The organism is Acutalibacter sp. LFL-21 (assembly GCF_025630755.1).
In the GTDB taxonomy this organism is placed as follows: domain Bacteria; phylum Bacillota; class Clostridia; order Oscillospirales; family Acutalibacteraceae; genus Acutalibacter; species Acutalibacter stercoravium.
Genome location: NZ_JAOTNT010000010.1, coordinates 64,341 through 80,220, shown reverse-complemented (window position 1 = coordinate 80,220; position 15,880 = coordinate 64,341). Strand labels below are relative to the sequence as shown.

The window sequence follows — 15,880 nt, the reverse complement described above, 5'->3', positions numbered from 1 at the left end:
ATATCCCATGGCGTAAGCCAGTAAGGCCCCTTGTAGACTACAAGGTTGATAGGCTGCGTGTGTAAGCATGGTAACATGTTCAGCTTGGCAGTACTAATAGGCCGAGGGCTTGACCATAGATCTCTTTCGAGATTCAGTCATTGCGTCTCTCGTTTCTTCTCCTTTCCGCTTTGTTCAGTTTTCAGGGTACACCTGATATGCACCATTAGCTCAGTTGGTAGAGCACCTGACTCTTAATCAGGGTGTCCCGGGTTCGAGTCCCTGATGGTGCACCATATGGCCCGTTGGTCAAGCGGTCTAAGACGGCGGCCTCTCACGCCGCAAACATGGGTTCGATTCCCGTACGGGTCACCAAGAAATTGCACATTCGTGCAATTTCTTCATATTCCTCCATAGCTCAGTCGGTAGAGCACGCGGCTGTTAACCGCGGTGTCGTTGGTTCGAGTCCAACTGGGGGAGCCAAAAGCTGTAAGTGATTGATTCACTTGCAGCTTTTTTCTTTTGCGCGGATGTTCCGCCGCCTCTCAGTGCTTTCTTGTGATTTCTCTCAAAGAGTATATTATCGAGAATTCCAGTGGAGCTTTCTCTCTCGTTATCCGAGAGCTCTTCTGCCCCGAAACAGTGAACCGCCTCTGGGGAACAAAGACATCCTGGCTAAGTTGCCGGGATGTTTTTTGCGTTCTGATGGTTCCCGCAAGGGGCGCGGTAAGAGAGGTGAACCGTCCAGGCCCTCTGCTTGTCACCTATTTTGTGCCGGCGCATAATCTGGAACAAGGGGACAAGGCTGTCCTCCCAAAAAACAAGGAAAGGGGTAATCACCTTGGCGGAAGAGATTACAGGCATGGCTTGCGGCCTGTACGAAGGTCTCAGCCCTCTGCCGAAAGACCCGGTGCCCGGTATGGCCTATGTGCCCTACCAGCAGTGGGATGCCCAACTTCATTCTCTGGACCGTGCGTTGGATGCCGGCACGCTGTTCCCAATTTTAGATAAGCCCTTTTACGGCAGAAGGGGGGAGCCCCGTTGAATGAAGAGCAGATGATGCGCAAACGGTATTATGCCGCCCGGTTTGCCTGCTGGGAGCTCCACCTGTTTTTAGACACCCATCCCAATAACAAGGAGGCTGCCCGCCGCCTGGAGGAATACCAGGGAAGGGCTGCGCGCCTGCGGAAAGAGTACGAGGAGAAATTCGGCCCCTTGGGCGAGACCACCCAGGATACCAGCCGCTGGGCCTGGATCAGTGACCCCTGGCCCTGGGAAAAGGAGGGAAACTGAATGTTTGTCTATGAGAAGCGCCTCCAGTATCCCATCCACATTAAGAACACCAACCCGCGCCTGGCCAAATTGATCATCAGCCAGTATGGAGGGCCTCACGGTGAAATCGGGGCTTCCCTGCGCTATCTCAGCCAGCGCTATGCCATGCCTGTCCCAGAGTTGAAAGCAATTCTGACGGATATTGGTACGGAAGAGCTGTCCCATTTGGAAATGGTGGGAACCATCGTCTATCAGCTTACCAGAAACATGACCCCGGACCAGATCAAGGCGGCCGGCTTCGATGATTATTTTGTCGATCACACCGCAGGCGTCTATCCCGTGGCGGCCTCTGGCACACCCTTCAACGCCAACACATTCTCTGTGACAGGGGATACCATTGCCGACCTCCACGAGGATATGAGCGCAGAGCAGAAAGCCCGGATGACCTATGACAACATCCTCCGCTTCACGGATGATCCGGATGTGCGCGATCCCATCAAATTCCTGCGGGAACGGGAAATCGTTCATTTTCAACGCTTTGGCGAGGGCCTCCGCATCCTCACCGACCAGTTGGATTCCAAAAACTTCTACGCCTTCAACCCGTCCTTTGACAAGAGATGAAAGAGGGGAGAGCCGTCCTGGGGAACCGGGACGGCTTTCCTGTTTTTTGGGGGGAGACGTCCCCCAAAATCAATGTGATAAATTGCACTTTTCCCTTGTGTTTTTAGAAAATTTATGTAATAATTGAAAAAGAGTTTGGCTTGAGGAGTTGACAAACGAGATGGCTCGGAGTGGTCTCGTGCAAGCAAGAGGAGTTGCCTTTGTAGGAAGTCCCCTCTTTTTGGAATGTCAAAAACGAAAAGGGTGCTTCTTCTTTCCGCAGGTGCTGGCGGAAGGGAGAGGCGCCCTTTTGCGTTTTTAATATGATTTGAGAAAGGAACTGGTAGAACATGAAACACAGAAAGATGAAAAAGCTGCTGGCCTTGGTGCTGGCGCTGTGCCTGCTGGCGGGGGCCCTGCCCCTCTCGGCCAGCGCTGCCCAGTACAGCGGCACCTGCGGCGCCAACCTGAAGTGGGAGATCAGCGGCGGCACCCTCACCATCTCCGGCGAGGGTGCTATGGCAGACTATCAGTATGCCACAAATGTGCCTTGGCACGATTATTCCGACAGCTTTTCCCAAGTAGTGGTGGAGTCCGGCGTGACCCACATTGGTGAGAACGCCTTTGGCTTTACGGATGAAATCTTGCAGGTCACCCTGCCGGATACCCTCACCTCCATCGGGGCCGGGGCGTTTGCCTGTTGCTATTCCCTGAAGGGCATCACTATTCCTTCTGGCGTCACTGCCATCGAGGAAGGCACGTTCCTCTCCTGCTTTGACTTGGCCTACGCCGAACTGCCAGACACTGTTACCTCCATTGGGGACAGCGCTTTTAGTGACTGCGAAAGCCTTGTGGATGTGGAGATCCCCAGCGGCGTGACCTATATCGGCGAAGGTGCTTTCCGGTCTTCGGGAATCACTTCGGCCACCATTCCCGGCAGCGCTGTCTTAGGCGAAAACGCTTTTAGCAACTGCGATGACTTGGCCACCGTGGAACTGGGATACGGCATTACCGAGCTGCCCGAAGCTGTTTTTAGTGGGGCCGACAGCCTGAAAAGCATTCACATTCCCGGTTCTGTCAAAAAGATTGCGTATAAGGCCTTCCTCTATTGCACCGCTTTGGAGAATGTGACGATTGAGGAAGGGCTGGAGAGCGTGGACTACAACGCCTTTGAGCAATGCAAGGGCCTCAAGGATGTGGTCTTCCCCAGCACCTGCACCTATATCGGGCTCTTCGCGTTCTATGGCGCAAGGCCCACCAGTATCACTGTGCTGAATTCCAACTGCGAGATTTATGATAGCAGCGACACGCTGGGCAAGGCTGGCGTCACCACCGTCCGGGGCTACAAGGGCTCCACCGCGGAGGAATATGCTTTAAAATACGGCTACGCCTTTGAAGCCCTGGAGGGCGAGCCCGAAGTGCCCGTCAGCTTTACGGACGTGCACGAAGGGGATTACTTCTACCAGTCCGTGCTGTGGGCGGTGGAGAACGACATTACCGCGGGCACCAGCGACACCACCTTCAGCCCCGGCCTGGCCTGCTTCCGGGAACAGGCCATGATGTTCCTGTGGAAGGCCGCGGGCAAGCCCCAGCCCACCAGCAGCTATAACCCCTTCACCGATGTGAAGCCCGACGCCTACTACTACGACGCCGTGCTGTGGGCGGTGGAGAAGGGCATCACCTCCGGCGTGAGCGACACCAAGTTCGGCACCGGCTCTCCTTGCACCCGGGGCCAGATCATGACCTTCCTGTACAAGGCGGCCGGGTCCCCCAGCGTCAGCGGCAATAACCCCTTCGGGGATGTGAAGAGCGGGGACTACTTCTACAGCCCCGTGCTGTGGGCGGTGCGGAACAACATCACCGTGGGCACCAGCGCCACCACCTTCGGCCCCGGCCTGGACTGCACCCGGGGCCAGATCGTCACCTTCCTGTACAAGCACTACGCGCAGTGACTCTGCCTTGAAAAGGAGCCTGCGTTTTCAAGTCTATGCAAAAAGCCCCCGGCGCGCAGCCAGGGGCTTTTTCATATTTACAGAACTCAAAAAAACTCAGTGGTACATGACCATGTAGTCACCGTGGGCCTCGATGAGCTCGTCGATCATCTTGGCCATGTCGTCAATGGACAGCTCGGCGGCGGTGTGGGGCTCCAGCATCACGGCCCGCAGGATATCCTCCTTCTTGCGGGTGCGGGCTGCCTCGATGGTCAGCAGCTGGGTGTTGATGTTGGTCATGTTCATGGCGGCCAGCACGGGGGGCAGGTGGCCCACATAGGTGGGATGGACCCCGGTGCCGTTGACCAGGCAGGGCACCTCCACGCAGGCCTGCTCCGGGAAATCCTCAATCAGGTGGCCGGTGTTCAGCACGTTGCCGCCAATCTGCAGGGGCGCGCCGGTGATGACCGATTCCATGATGTAGGAGGCGTACTCCTTAGAGCGCTCGTGGGAGAGTTCCGTGTCAGAGAGCAGCTTCTCACTCATCTCTTTCCAGTCCTTGATCTGGTTGACACAGCGGCGGGGGTACTCATCCAGGGGGATGTTGAACCGGTCGATGAGCTCGGGGTAGTTCTTCTTGATGTAGAAGCAGTTGTACTCGGCGTTGTGCTCGCTGGACTCGGTGCAGTAGTAGCCCAGCTTGTCGATGTAGTCGAAGCGCACCATGTCGCCGTGCTTCTCGGCGGCGTTCTTCTCCTTGGCCCGCTTGCGGATCTCGGGGTACAGGTCGTTGCCGTCCTTGTCCTGAATGGACAGCAGCCACGCCATGTGGTTGATGCCGGCGATCAGCTCCTTGCGGCCCTCCAGCTTGTCCTCCATTCCCAGGCTCTCCAGCAGGTGCTGAGAGCAGGTCTGCACGCTGTGGCACAGGCCCACGGTCTGCACGCCGGTGTAGCGCTGCATATAGCCGGAGAGCATGGCCATGGGGTTGGTGTAGTTGAGGAACAGGGCGTCGGGGCAGACCTCTTCCATATCCCGGGCAAAGTCCTCCAGCACGGGGATGGTCCGCAGGGCCCGCATAATGCCACCAATGCCCAGGGTGTCGGCAATGGTCTGGCGCAGGCCGTACTTCTTGGGGATCTCAAAGTCGATGACAGTGCAGGGCTCGTAGAAACCCACCTGGATGGCGTTCACCACAAACTTGGCGCCCCGCAGGGCCTCCTTGCGGTTCTCCACTCCCAGATAGGGCTTGATGACGGCCCGGCCCTGGTTGATGTTCTGGTTGATGGTGGACAGAATGCGGAAGCTCTCATCCAGGCGGGTGCCGTCGATATCGTACAGGGCGATCTCGCATTCCTGCAGGGCGGGAGTGCACATCACGTCGCCCAGCACATTGCGGGCGAACACGGTGCTGCCGGCGCCCATAAAGGTGATTTTCAACATGGCCATACAACCTCCTAAAAGAATCGGAATGTGCTTACAGTGTAACAGACTCTCCCTGAAAAAGCTATTGCCAAAAGGAGGGCCCATTTGGTAAAATGGAAACAAACATCGTCCAGGAGGGAAGATGGGATGGAAAAGTTTGAACGCGCGGTGGCCCCGGGCTGGTGGCACGGCCTGGCACCCCTCAACTATGGGTATGAGGCCTGCGAGCCCGGCCACCGGTTTGGCCCGGCGGTGCGCCACTATCACCTGCTGCACTTCGTGCTGGAAGGGGAGGGTACCTTTTTGAAAGACGGGGTCCTCCATCGGGTGGGGCCGGGGGACCTGTTCGTCATCTGCCCGGAGGAGGTCACCACCTATCAGGCCAGCCAAACCACCCCCTGGAAATATGTGTGGCTGGGCTTTCAGGCGGGGGAAACCCCAGAGTTTCTGCGGCCGCCGGTGCTGCGCCAGCCCCCGGTGCGCAAGCTGTTCGAGCAACTGCGGGACCAGTATCAGTATGGGCCACAGGATGGAAAGATCTTTGCCCTGCTGTACGAGCTGTTGTACCGCCTTTCCCAGGATACCCCGGCTCCGTCCCGCCGCCCCAACGACTACGCCTCCTATGCCAAGGCGTATCTGGAGACCTCTTACATGCAGCCGGTAAGCATCCAACGGATTGCTGCGGCGTTGCACATCGACCGGCGCTACCTCACCAACCTCTTTCGAGAGGCCTACGGCCTGCCGCCCCAGGCCTATCTGATGGAGCTGCGCCTGGAGCAGGCCCAGCGCTTTCTGGCCCAGGGCTACGCGGTGACAGAGGCGGCCTCTTTAGCGGGTTTTTCGGACCTGTCCAACTTTTCCCGCCAGTACAAGCGCCGGTTCGGACAGTGTCCCAGCGCCAGGCGGTCCCAGGACCACCTGTGAAAAGAGCAGAAGCAAACAAGCCGCCGGAGGCCTCCGGCGGCTTGTTTATCTCGTGGGCCCGGCAGCGGCTCAGCCCTCCAAGCGGAACAGCTTGGGGGAAATGAGCACACCGCAGGGGGTGAGCTGGTACTCATAGCTGAAGGCAGGCCCCTCCGTGCGCCAGGCGTCCGGCCCGCACCAGGTGACGGGCTTGCAGCTGTGCAGGGCCCCAAAGGCGTTAATGCGGCTGCCGAAAGCGGTGACGTCCAACTTGTGTGCCCCCTCCAGAGAGCCCAGCTCCACCCGGTAGGGGGAGAACACCGGGCTGCCCACCAGGCGGCCGTCCAAGCGTACCTGCACCAGGGGCGCCCGGTACTTGGTGACCTCCAGCTGATAGGTCCCGGGGGCTGTGTCCAGAGTGCAGTGATAGGTGACGTTCCCAGCGTAGAAGGGCAGCCCCTGGGCCGTCCAGTCCCCAAAGGCCAGCTCCCGCACCGGCGGGGTCCCGGGTCACATAGCCGCCCCCAAAGCCGGAGGGCCAGCGGTCCTCATCGTAGAGCCAGGCCAGCATGTCCTCCTCCTTGACCTTTTCCGCGCAGGCCCGGATGATCTCCATGAATTCCTCGCCCAGATACTCGGTGTCCAGGCCGGTGCGGCAGTGCATGTGAAAGCCGCCCATGCCCATTTCCTTAAAGTACAGCACCTGGCGCACCATTGTCTCCCGATCCAGTTTGCAGTTCCAGGCCCAGAAGGGGGCGCCCCGGTAGGGGGCGGGCGGGTTCTGGAACAGCGTCTGAAACTCCTTGTCCATCCGTCGCACAACTCCTTTCCAAAGGGAAGGGACAGTCCGAATATCCGCCCCTATTTTCCCTCATAGTATCGGGCCCAATGCCAAAAAACAAGGACGTGGATTTGCCAAATCACGTCCTAACTTTTCAGTTTTTCCGGTCTGCCTTTCCAAGGGGAGATGAGCCGTGTCCATGCCTGGCACCAGAGCCGCGGCCGCTTCCCACAAACCCCTCGGGTTCCCCCTGGCCGTTTCAAGGCCACCTTGTTCTGCGGTGTCAGGTGCTGTCTGATTTCCGAATGGGGTTGTTCGATTAGGGTAGGTGTGGCACAGACACCGGTGGAACAGTCTATGAAAAGTCGGAAATTTGCTAAAAAAATACCTGAATTTTACATTTTATTATACGGATTAACGGTGATATACTTGTAATATCAAGCAGGCTTCCGGAATCTGCAAATAATCAAGGAGGAAGAAAATAGGATGAAACTGCATAAAAGACTGATGGCAGCTGGAATGGCCGCAGCATTGATGATGACTAGTGCCGCCTGCTCTCAAAGCGGAGAGACAGAAAGCACTTCAAATGTCCTTTCACAGACTTCCACGGAAGCATCCTCATCCAGTGTTGCTTCCACGGAGGAGAGCGGCCTTTTCGATGAAAACGGTAAGTATCTGGAACCTGTCAAATTGACCTACAGCAAAGTGATGTATCCGGGTGCAAAGTTTCCAGCGGATCAAAGCCCGGAAGACAACTATATCCACGATTTTCTAAAAGAGCGCTATAACATTGAAATGGAGTTGGCATGGAGTGCCGAGTCTTCGGAATACAACAACAAGCTCTCCATCAATATTGCTTCTGGGGAACTGTGCGACCTGATGTATGTGGATAAATACTTTACTTTCCGGCAGATGGCGGAAAACGACCTACTTGCCGATCTGACAGAGATCTATCCTCAGTATAGAGGGGAAACACTGAAATTGGTGGATGAAAGCTTTGATAACCGGAATATTGAAGCTGTGACAATTGAAGGAAAGCAGCTGGCTGTTCCTGGCAGCAATCTGGGTTATGCCCAAAATCTGCTGTGGCTTCGGAAGGACTGGATGGACAATTTGGGCTTAGACGCCCCCACAACGCTAGATGAGATTGCAGAGGTATTAGAAGCGTTTGTAACCCAAGACCCTGATGGTAATGGGGTTGATGATACCACTGGATTGGTGGTTCATGCCACTCAGCCGGTTTATGGCTATTCTAGAGACTACGGCCTCGAATCGGTGTTTAATGTGTTCGACTGCTATCCTCGTCAATGGATGACCGACGAGGAGGGTACTGTGTATTACGGCTCTACCGATCCCAATATGAAGGAAGCTCTTGCGGTTTTAGCGGACTGGTATCAGCGCGGTTTGATTGATAAACAGTTCCCCACCCGTATTGGCTCAGGGGAGACAGAGGCACTATGGACCTCTGGTACGGCAGGCGCCAAATTCGGTCCCTGGTGGGCAGTACAGAACGATGCCTTTACCAACACACCAGACATCGAATACTTGGCACTGGCAGTTCCGCTTAACGACGAGGGCGAGTTCAACTATATGACTGGTTCTGCAACGGAGCAGATGTGCGTGGTCAGTAAGGACTGTGAGCATCCGGAGGCCGCTGTGATGGCTTTGGCAGCCAACAACGAAGTGGTGCGGGGCACATATGATCCAAACGATGAGATTGCCGCTAAGTATGCTGCAATGCGTCAAGAAATGGTAGACAACGGCGAAGTGGATGACTCTGGCGGCCGTAGCCTGAATGTGCTTGGTGCCCTGACCTTCGACTATTTCGATGTGGTGCCCAAGCTGGGTAAATGTGTTAAGAGCAATGTGGACACAGGAAGCTATGAAGAGTATGAGGGTATGACGGATTATGACCGCTCCCAGTGTGTGGCAGCCAAACAGTTTGCAGACGGCGACAAAGACAGCGCCGCTTTCTGGGCCTATTGGACCCGGTATGTGGGCAGTGCTGTGGTAGAAGAGGGCAACCCTGTCTATGCGGCCTACTACTATGAGACAGAGTCCTCTACACAACTGAAAGCCACTTTGGATAAACTGGAGGACGAGATGTACCTGCAAATTATTGTAGGTGAAAAGCCTGTGGAGTATTTCGATGAGTTTGTTAGCCAGTGGAAGAGCTTGGGCGGCGATACGTTGACCCAGGAGGTACAGGCAATCGTAGACCAAGGATAAACCGTGAAAATATCATAGAGTCCGGTGGGGACGCCCGGTGCCGCCGGGAGCCCCCACCATTTTCTTGTGAGGAGGTCTTGTCCATGTACAGTAAGAAAAATGCCCGGTATTATCACGCTATGCTGCTCCCAGGAATGGTGTTTTTGATTGTCTTTTCCATCGTTCCCATGGGCGGCTTGGTGATGGCCTTTCAGAATTTCATCCCCGCCAAGGGAATCCTTGGCTCCCAGTTTATAGGGCTTGATAATTTCAAGAGGCTTTTTCTCATGCCTGATTTCTGGCAAATTTTACAAAACACTTTGATTATTGCAGTTTCCAAGATTATACTGGGAACTTTAGCCGCCATAATTTTTGCCTTGTTGCTTAATGAATGCCGCAATGTCCTTTATAAGCGGGTAATCCAGACGGTGGTTTACCTTCCGCACTTTCTTTCCTGGGTCATCCTGGCAGTGATGTTTTCCAACCTGTTTTCCTATACTGGCGTGGTAAATCAGATAGTGATGTCCATGGGAGGAGAACCGACCATGTTTTTAATTGACAACGGTTGGTTTCGTTCCATCCTGATTGGAACCGATGTGTGGAAAGAGTTTGGCTACAACGCAGTTATCTATGTAGCGGCAATGACCAGTATTGATCCCACTCTTTATGAAGCGGGAGATATTGATGGGGCTAACCGCTGGCAGAAAATTGTTCATATCACCCTTCCTGCCATTTTACCCACCATTGTGCTGATGACCACTTTGAACATGGGACAGGTCTTAAACGCGGGGTTTGACCAGGTGTATAATATGTATTCCCCCTTGGTCTATCGTACTGGAGATATTATTGACACCTATGTCTATCGTACTGGTCTGGAAAACATCCAGTACAGTCTGGCTACTGCTGTAGGCCTGTTCAAATCAGTTATCAGCTTTGGATTGCTGGCTTCTGCCTATAAGCTGGCGGACAAGTTCTGTGGGTATCGCATTTTCTGAGGGGGGTTGCGCTGTGAAGTTAAAAAGAATAACACCTGTGGATGTAGTCATTTGGATTGCCTTGCTGTTCTGCGGGTTGATCTGCCTGGTCCCAATTTTGAATACGATTGCCATTTCTTTCAGCGACCGCACGAGCGCTGCTATGGGAGAGGTGGCCTTTTGGCCGGTAAACTTTAATTTCAGCTCTTATAAAGCGATGTTGGAAGAGCGCCAGTTTGGTCAGTCCTTTTTGGTTTCAGTGCTTCGTGTGATTATCGGTGGAAGCATCAATATGCTGCTAACGATTTTGATGGCCTTTCCCCTTTCCAAAAGCCCTAAGGTATTTCATAGCAAAAAGTTCTACATGTGGTTTGTCGTGTTCACCATGATGTTTAACGGAGGGCTGGTTCCCACCTTTATGGTAGTGCGCTATCTTGGCCTGATGGATTCTATTTGGGCGTTGGTGCTGCCTACGGCAGTGCCTGTGTTTAATGTGATTCTCCTGATGAATTTCTTCAAAAATATTCCGGATTCGTTGGAAGAAGCAGCCTATGTGGATGGAGCAAATCCCTGGTATATTCTGTGGCACATATATGTTCCCCTATCCAAGGCGGCTTTGGCCACCGTGGCGTTGTTTGCAATTGTCAACCATTGGAATAGCTTTTTTGACGGAAAAATTTACATTAATACCCAATCCAAACTTCCCTTGCAGACCTATATCCAATCACTTTCAGCAACTTTGGACCCCACCCAAATGGCTACTATGTCTCCAGAGGAGATCAAAGAAAAATTGGCTATGTCCAGCCTTACCTTTAATTCTGCCAAGGTTATGGTCTCGATGATCCCCATTTTGGTGATTTATCCTTTTCTGCAAAAGTATTTTGTCACAGGTATTGTAGTGGGAGCTGTGAAAGAATGAAAACCTCTTAGGAAAGGAATGATAGATATGACAGATAAAGTTTGTGGAAATAAAGGGGAGCTTCGGTACACGTTGTGGAGAGGAAGACAGGCTCCGGGCCCCTTGTGTGTCCTTTTGCCAGAGGAGGAGGACACAGAAAAGAGCATGATGGAAAAAGCGGAGTTGATACTTGCGGAAAAAGCCCAAGAGAAGCATCCCTCTTGGCTGTTGGTCCCCTGGTGTTATGGGGGGTGGGAGAAATGGGAACAGGCGCTCGCCCTTCACGAGTTGCTTTTCGACCTTTCAGAACAGGAATCTCTTTTGGATGGATGCCGCTTTTATCTTCTAGGTGGTCAAGGAGCTTGGGCTGTGGCCTCTCGGTTTCCCTCCCGTTTTGCAGCGGTAGCGGCTTTTGCCGGCCCAAGGGACCCCTACCAGGCCCGCAATTTAAAATTTGTTCCCTTTTGGGGGTTTGAGAGAAAGGAATACGGTCTTGCGGCAGAGTGCAGCGTAGCGCTGGGCCCCCAGGGAACTTCCTGCCGGAAAGCGGTTATGGCGCTGCGCACCTGCGGCGCAGAAAATGCCAGATACACTTGTTTACAGAGCAATTCTGCCAGCAGTGCGTTGTGGCGGCAGGCAGCGGAGGAAACGGAATTCCTGTCCTGGCTTTTCTCTCAGGACAGGCGTAAGCAATTTGCCGTTCACTATCTGCGGCCAGGACTTTTCCGCATTGATGATTACTTTACTTCGTCCGCCTATCTGGTGTGCGGAACACAAAAAGCCCTTCTCATTGACACTGGAATGGGAGAGGGGGATTTGGCAGGATTGGTTCGTTCCCTTACGCCGCTGCCGGTAGAGCTGGCGGTCACTCATCCACATCAAGACCATATGGCTCACGCCGCCAGCTTCTCGAGTGTCTGGATGCAGTCCAGGGATGCGGCGGCTATTTGGGAACAAAGCGGTCTGATGGACTACATGAAAAGCCGTGGCTTCTCTATGCCTTCTAGGAAAGCGGTCTTCCCCCTGGAAGCCGGCAGTAAGATTGATTTGGGAGGCGGCGTTATCATAGAAGCATTAGACCTTCCAGGACATACGCCCCATTCACTGGTGTTTAAGGACAGCTTTCATAAAAGTATTTTTACGGGTGATGCCATTGGGTCGGGCTATATTGTCCTGATGATCTGTCGGTGGGAAGAATGGCGGAAGCGGATTTCCGATTACCAAACAGCTCTGAGGAAATTTCGGGATAACCAGCCCGATTTGGAAGATTATGCTTGGTACGGTGGGCATTTTATCCAAGAAAATGGATGTGATATGCGCAGGCAGGAATGGTATCTATCAGGAAAATCCCTATACTTTAATCCGATTTCCGGGCGAGTTGTGGAGGATATGATTACTTTGTGCACCATGCTTTTGGAAGGGCTTATCCCTGAAGAGCAGCTGCGGAACTCACCGGAACACCATGCCCAATGGAGAGAGGCTGGGGTAAGCTTTCGATTTCTGTAAAGGTGGTAAAAGGAACTGGCGGATGTGAGGAGGACATAAATGAACATTTGGGAAGGCATGAAAAAGTGGGCGCAGGATCTGCGTTTAAAAAGGAAAATGATGATCGTGTTCTGCGCCCTGCTTTCCCTTTCTTTGGCAGTGGTGCTGGCGGCCTCTTTTTTTGTATTTCAGCAATATGATGAGAAATTGTATGAAAACACTTCCCAGATTCTGAATATGACAGCAGAGATGGTGGAAAGCGATTTGGATGCGATTGAGCAGGCGGGGGCCTGGACTGCCACAGATGAAGCGGTTCAGGGAATGCTGCGCGACAGTCAGCTGGATTTTCATGCTCGAGAGCCAGTGCTGCTTTACAGTAATTGCTTACAAAGGCTTTATGACTCGATGAACTACTATTTCTCAAAAAATGCTTATGTAGATCAAGCCGCCATTTGGTCTAGGGGCGAGTATTTCAGCACAAACGGGGAAGGAAAGGACACCTTTGAGGAACACTTGGCCCCTCTTATGGAGCTTGCTCTGCAGGCCAAAGGAAAAGCGGTGTGCGTGTCCACTGAGTTGGGAGATAACAGTTTGTTTTATGTCAGGGAGATCCGGAATACGATTGATATGAATTTGGATTCTCTCGGTCTGCTCCTTTTGAAAATTGACTTTCAAAAAATTGTGGAAGACAGGGTGAAGGACGGCCTAAATCTTACTTACCAGCCGCAGATTACCATTTATGACCGGCAGGGGAAAGTGTTGCTTACCGACCTTCCCGCCGGACGGCAGGAGGCTTCCTTTCCCCTGCACAATGAATATCGCCGCGTTTCTCTGCAGGGGGAGGAATATTTCGCCAGCTACGCCACCTATTCCCACTATGGGCTGACCTATGCTCTGTATCTTCCTATCGTAAACCTAGCCGCATCTCTACGGGCACTGAATATCATGGTTCTAATCACAGCAGCAGGCGTTTACAGCGGTTGCCTGTGGTTTTGTTCTCGACTGGTGTCCCATATTGTGTGGCATTTTGAAGCGCTGGTGAAAAAGATGCGCCTGTTTCAAGAGGGGCGGCTCGAGCTGCTTCCCACAGGTGAATACACGGATCGTAAGGATGAGCTGGGATATCTGCACCGTTCTTTTGATGAAATGGCAGTGGATTTTCGCCGGCTGGTGGAGGACAATTATTTAAAGCAGCTCTCGGTAAAGGATGCCCAGATCAAAGCGTTGCAGGCTCAAATCAACCCTCACTTTCTTTTCAATATTTTACAGACGATCCATTGGCGCGCCAAAGCGGTGGGACAAGAGGATATTTCTCAAATTACAGAGGCTTTGGGAAAAATTCTGCGATATACCTTAAAAGAACAGGGGGCGGTGGTGCCCTTGAAAAAGGAGTTGGAAATAGCTCGTTACTATGTGTACCTTCAAAAGTGCCGTTATCGCGATAGGCTCCATGTGAAGTTTGACGTTCCCGATACTTTTTTGGGATCACCGATCCCTTCAATGGGGCTTCAAACTCTATTGGAAAATTCGATTAAGTACGCCTTGGAAAGTATGTTGGGCCCCTGTTGGATTCGGGTGTGCACAAGGGAAGAGGACGGGAAAATCATTCTTTCTGTAGAGGACAATGGCCCAGGCATTGACGCTTCTGTTTTAGAGCGTCCTGAGCCGGGGGATGGGAATACTACACGAATCGGTTTGAAAAACTTGCGGCAGAGGATTTTGCTTTTGTTTGGAGAATCATATGGTATCCAGGTTTGCAACACAGGTCATGGTACCAAGGTGGAACTGACGTTGCCTCGAGGAGAGTGAAAGGAGAAACTGTATGACGTCCAAAAAATACCGGCTATTGCTTGTGGATGACGAACGTGACATACTTGAAACGATTTCTGCCGCAATGCCCTGGGAGAAATACAATATCGAGCTGATTGGTTTGTGCGACAATGCCATTGAGGCGCTGGAGCGAATCCAAACGGATAAGCCCGATTTAGTAGTTACGGATGTGAAAATGCCGCTGGTCAATGGCATAGAACTGATATTTCGGGCAAGGGAGTTAGGATGTCATGCAGAGTTTATCGTTTTGTCCGGGTTTGATGAATTTGAGTTTGCCCAAAGTGCCATGAGTCAAGGCGTGAGGTACTACCTTCTTAAGCCATGTAGTGAAGAGGATTTAGCAGATGCTCTGCAAAAAGCAGAGAGGGATCGGGACCGTTGGAGATATGCCCATCAAGCCATGTGCTTTCAAAACCGGGCTTTTCCTGTAATCACAGACCATTTTGTTCCCACCCTTTGGAATCCAAACCGGGAGAAAACCTCCCAGTTGCTGCGCGAATTAGTAGAAAGCACAGAAGGTCAGCTTTACCTTGCCATGATGGAGGCGGAACCAGGGGAAATGCCATATCAAATATGGGAAAAGGGAATGCCTTGGAGAGGCAAGCTTCTTCCCCCGATAATCCTAATGCAAAGGCATATCTGTGTATTGTGGTTAAGTCAAACCTCCAAGCAACCGGAACCGGCGCTGCAGGAACTGGAAAGTTTTTTGTGCGCGAAACAGCTAAAAGTCGCACCGATATCGCTTGAAAGCCTCCCGGAAACAATCAATGAAATAGAAACAGAGCCCTGCCAGTTTTTTCATGTGGGCGGTGAAGAACAAGGAGAAGAACAGCCCAGTCAAAACGAAATTCAAATTGAGGAGTTGATAGAGCAGATTGAGCAAACCCTGACGCAGACAGAAAGCACGCAACGTGATCAGCTGCATAAAATGGCAGAAAAATATGGGGAGAGCGTTTTAATTGTGGCTGTAGTCCGTGTGCTCCTCAAATATAAGTCTTCCTTTTCTGAAATTTCTAGCTTGTTTAACGGGTTATACGAAGATGTGGGAGAGGATGTGCTTATAAATCTTTTGATAAAGGCTCTAAAAACAGTGTCTGAGGAGAAAGGGGAGGAACCGCAGAGCTTTGTGGAAGAAGTTTTAAATTATATTGACGAGCACCTAAACGAGAGCAACCTGACTTTGCGGCGAATTGCCAATGAAGTGGTCTTCCGCAATGAAGACTATGTTGGAAAAGCTTTTTATGCCCATACGGGAGAGAACTTTTCCTCTTATCTAAACCACCGCCGCATGGAGCATGCCAAATTTTTGATACAGACTATGGGGGAAAATAAATTTTATAAGGTGGCCGAGCAAATTGGGTTAGGACATAACCCACACTACTTCAGTAAATTATTTAAGAAATACACAGGAATGACGCCAAAAGAATATAAAAAGTTTTGTCAAAGGGAAGGACGTGACAAGTTTTCGGGAGAAGACTAACCCTGAAAGCGGGAAATTTCATTCTGCCAGTACCTGCCCTTCCAGTGGGACGCGGCGCTGCAAATCGCGCTGGATCCACGGTGAGCCTCCCCCTGTACAACCGCCCCCCTCCTG

13 protein-coding genes, 3 tRNA genes and 1 rRNA gene are annotated in these 15,880 nt (G+C 52.5%); 15 read left to right on the top strand and 2 right to left on the bottom strand.

Going from position 1 to position 15,880, the window contains the following annotated elements:
• From ODJ80_RS11870 to ODJ80_RS11835, 8 genes are all read left to right on the top strand, one after another.
• Window positions 1-117: ribosomal RNA gene (locus ODJ80_RS11870) — 23S ribosomal RNA — on the top strand; the annotation flags it as partial.
• An 82-nt stretch (window positions 118-199) separates the two neighbouring features.
• Window positions 200-275 (top strand) — tRNA-Lys (locus ODJ80_RS11865).
• Between the two features lie 3 nt (window positions 276-278).
• Window positions 279-354, top strand: a tRNA-Glu gene (locus ODJ80_RS11860).
• 32 nt (window positions 355-386) lie between these two features.
• Window positions 387-462: transfer RNA gene (locus tag ODJ80_RS11855), tRNA-Asn, on the top strand.
• A gap of 358 nt (window positions 463-820) precedes the next feature.
• Window positions 821-1,024 (top strand): spore coat associated protein CotJA, encoded by a 204-nt coding sequence (locus ODJ80_RS11850; protein ID WP_263042266.1) that lies wholly within the window; start codon window positions 821-823, stop codon window positions 1,022-1,024.
• On the top strand, window positions 1,021-1,272 hold the full coding sequence (locus ODJ80_RS11845; RefSeq protein WP_263042265.1) for a spore coat protein CotJB: 252 nt from the start codon (window positions 1,021-1,023) through the stop codon (window positions 1,270-1,272). Before ODJ80_RS11850 ends, ODJ80_RS11845 begins: the two co-directional genes overlap by 4 nt.
• Window positions 1,273-1,872: a manganese catalase family protein gene (locus ODJ80_RS11840; protein WP_263042264.1), complete on the top strand. Its 600-nt coding sequence runs from the start codon at window positions 1,273-1,275 to the stop codon at window positions 1,870-1,872.
• 329 nt (window positions 1,873-2,201) lie between these two features.
• Window positions 2,202-3,803 (top strand): leucine-rich repeat protein, encoded by a 1,602-nt coding sequence (locus ODJ80_RS11835; RefSeq protein WP_263042263.1) that lies wholly within the window; start codon window positions 2,202-2,204, stop codon window positions 3,801-3,803.
• A 96-nt stretch (window positions 3,804-3,899) separates the two neighbouring features.
• Here ODJ80_RS11835 and ODJ80_RS11830 read toward each other — a convergent pair whose 3' ends face one another.
• Window positions 3,900-5,225 carry an alpha-glucosidase/alpha-galactosidase gene (locus tag ODJ80_RS11830; protein ID WP_263042262.1) on the bottom strand — a complete coding sequence of 442 codons (1,326 nt, stop codon included), beginning with the start codon at window positions 5,223-5,225 and terminating at the stop codon, window positions 3,900-3,902.
• A 129-nt stretch (window positions 5,226-5,354) separates the two neighbouring features.
• Here ODJ80_RS11830 and ODJ80_RS11825 point away from each other — a divergent pair, with 129 nt between their 5' ends.
• Window positions 5,355-6,131 carry an AraC family transcriptional regulator gene (locus ODJ80_RS11825; RefSeq protein ID WP_263042261.1) on the top strand — a complete coding sequence of 259 codons (777 nt, stop codon included), beginning with the start codon at window positions 5,355-5,357 and terminating at the stop codon, window positions 6,129-6,131.
• A gap of 69 nt (window positions 6,132-6,200) precedes the next feature.
• Here the strand turns inward: ODJ80_RS11825 and ODJ80_RS11820 are convergent, their stop codons facing one another.
• Window positions 6,201-6,605, bottom strand: coding sequence for a hypothetical protein (locus ODJ80_RS11820; protein WP_263042260.1), 405 nt, complete (start codon window positions 6,603-6,605; stop codon window positions 6,201-6,203).
• A 772-nt stretch (window positions 6,606-7,377) separates the two neighbouring features.
• On the opposite strand from ODJ80_RS11820, the gene ODJ80_RS11815 reads away from it, so the two are divergent.
• From ODJ80_RS11815 to ODJ80_RS11790, 6 genes are all read left to right on the top strand, one after another.
• On the top strand, window positions 7,378-9,120 hold the full coding sequence (locus ODJ80_RS11815) for an extracellular solute-binding protein (RefSeq protein ID WP_263042259.1): 1,743 nt from the start codon (window positions 7,378-7,380) through the stop codon (window positions 9,118-9,120).
• Window positions 9,121-9,203: 83 nt separating this feature from the next.
• Window positions 9,204-10,094 carry an ABC transporter permease gene (locus ODJ80_RS11810; protein WP_263042258.1) on the top strand — a complete coding sequence of 297 codons (891 nt, stop codon included), beginning with the start codon at window positions 9,204-9,206 and terminating at the stop codon, window positions 10,092-10,094.
• Window positions 10,095-10,131: 37 nt separating this feature from the next.
• The gene (locus ODJ80_RS11805; protein ID WP_263042257.1) at window positions 10,132-10,992 is read left to right on the top strand and encodes a carbohydrate ABC transporter permease; all 861 of its coding nucleotides are present in this window, start codon (window positions 10,132-10,134) and stop codon (window positions 10,990-10,992) included.
• A 27-nt stretch (window positions 10,993-11,019) separates the two neighbouring features.
• The gene (locus ODJ80_RS11800; protein WP_263042256.1) at window positions 11,020-12,477 is read left to right on the top strand and encodes an MBL fold metallo-hydrolase; all 1,458 of its coding nucleotides are present in this window, start codon (window positions 11,020-11,022) and stop codon (window positions 12,475-12,477) included.
• Window positions 12,478-12,516: 39 nt separating this feature from the next.
• Entirely contained in the window at window positions 12,517-14,265 is a 1,749-nt protein-coding gene (locus ODJ80_RS11795) for a sensor histidine kinase (protein WP_263042255.1), read from the top strand.
• A 13-nt stretch (window positions 14,266-14,278) separates the two neighbouring features.
• Complete coding sequence (locus ODJ80_RS11790; RefSeq protein WP_263042254.1) at window positions 14,279-15,766, top strand: response regulator; 1,488 nt, start codon at window positions 14,279-14,281, stop codon at window positions 15,764-15,766.
• Window positions 15,767-15,880 lie beyond the last annotated feature (114 nt).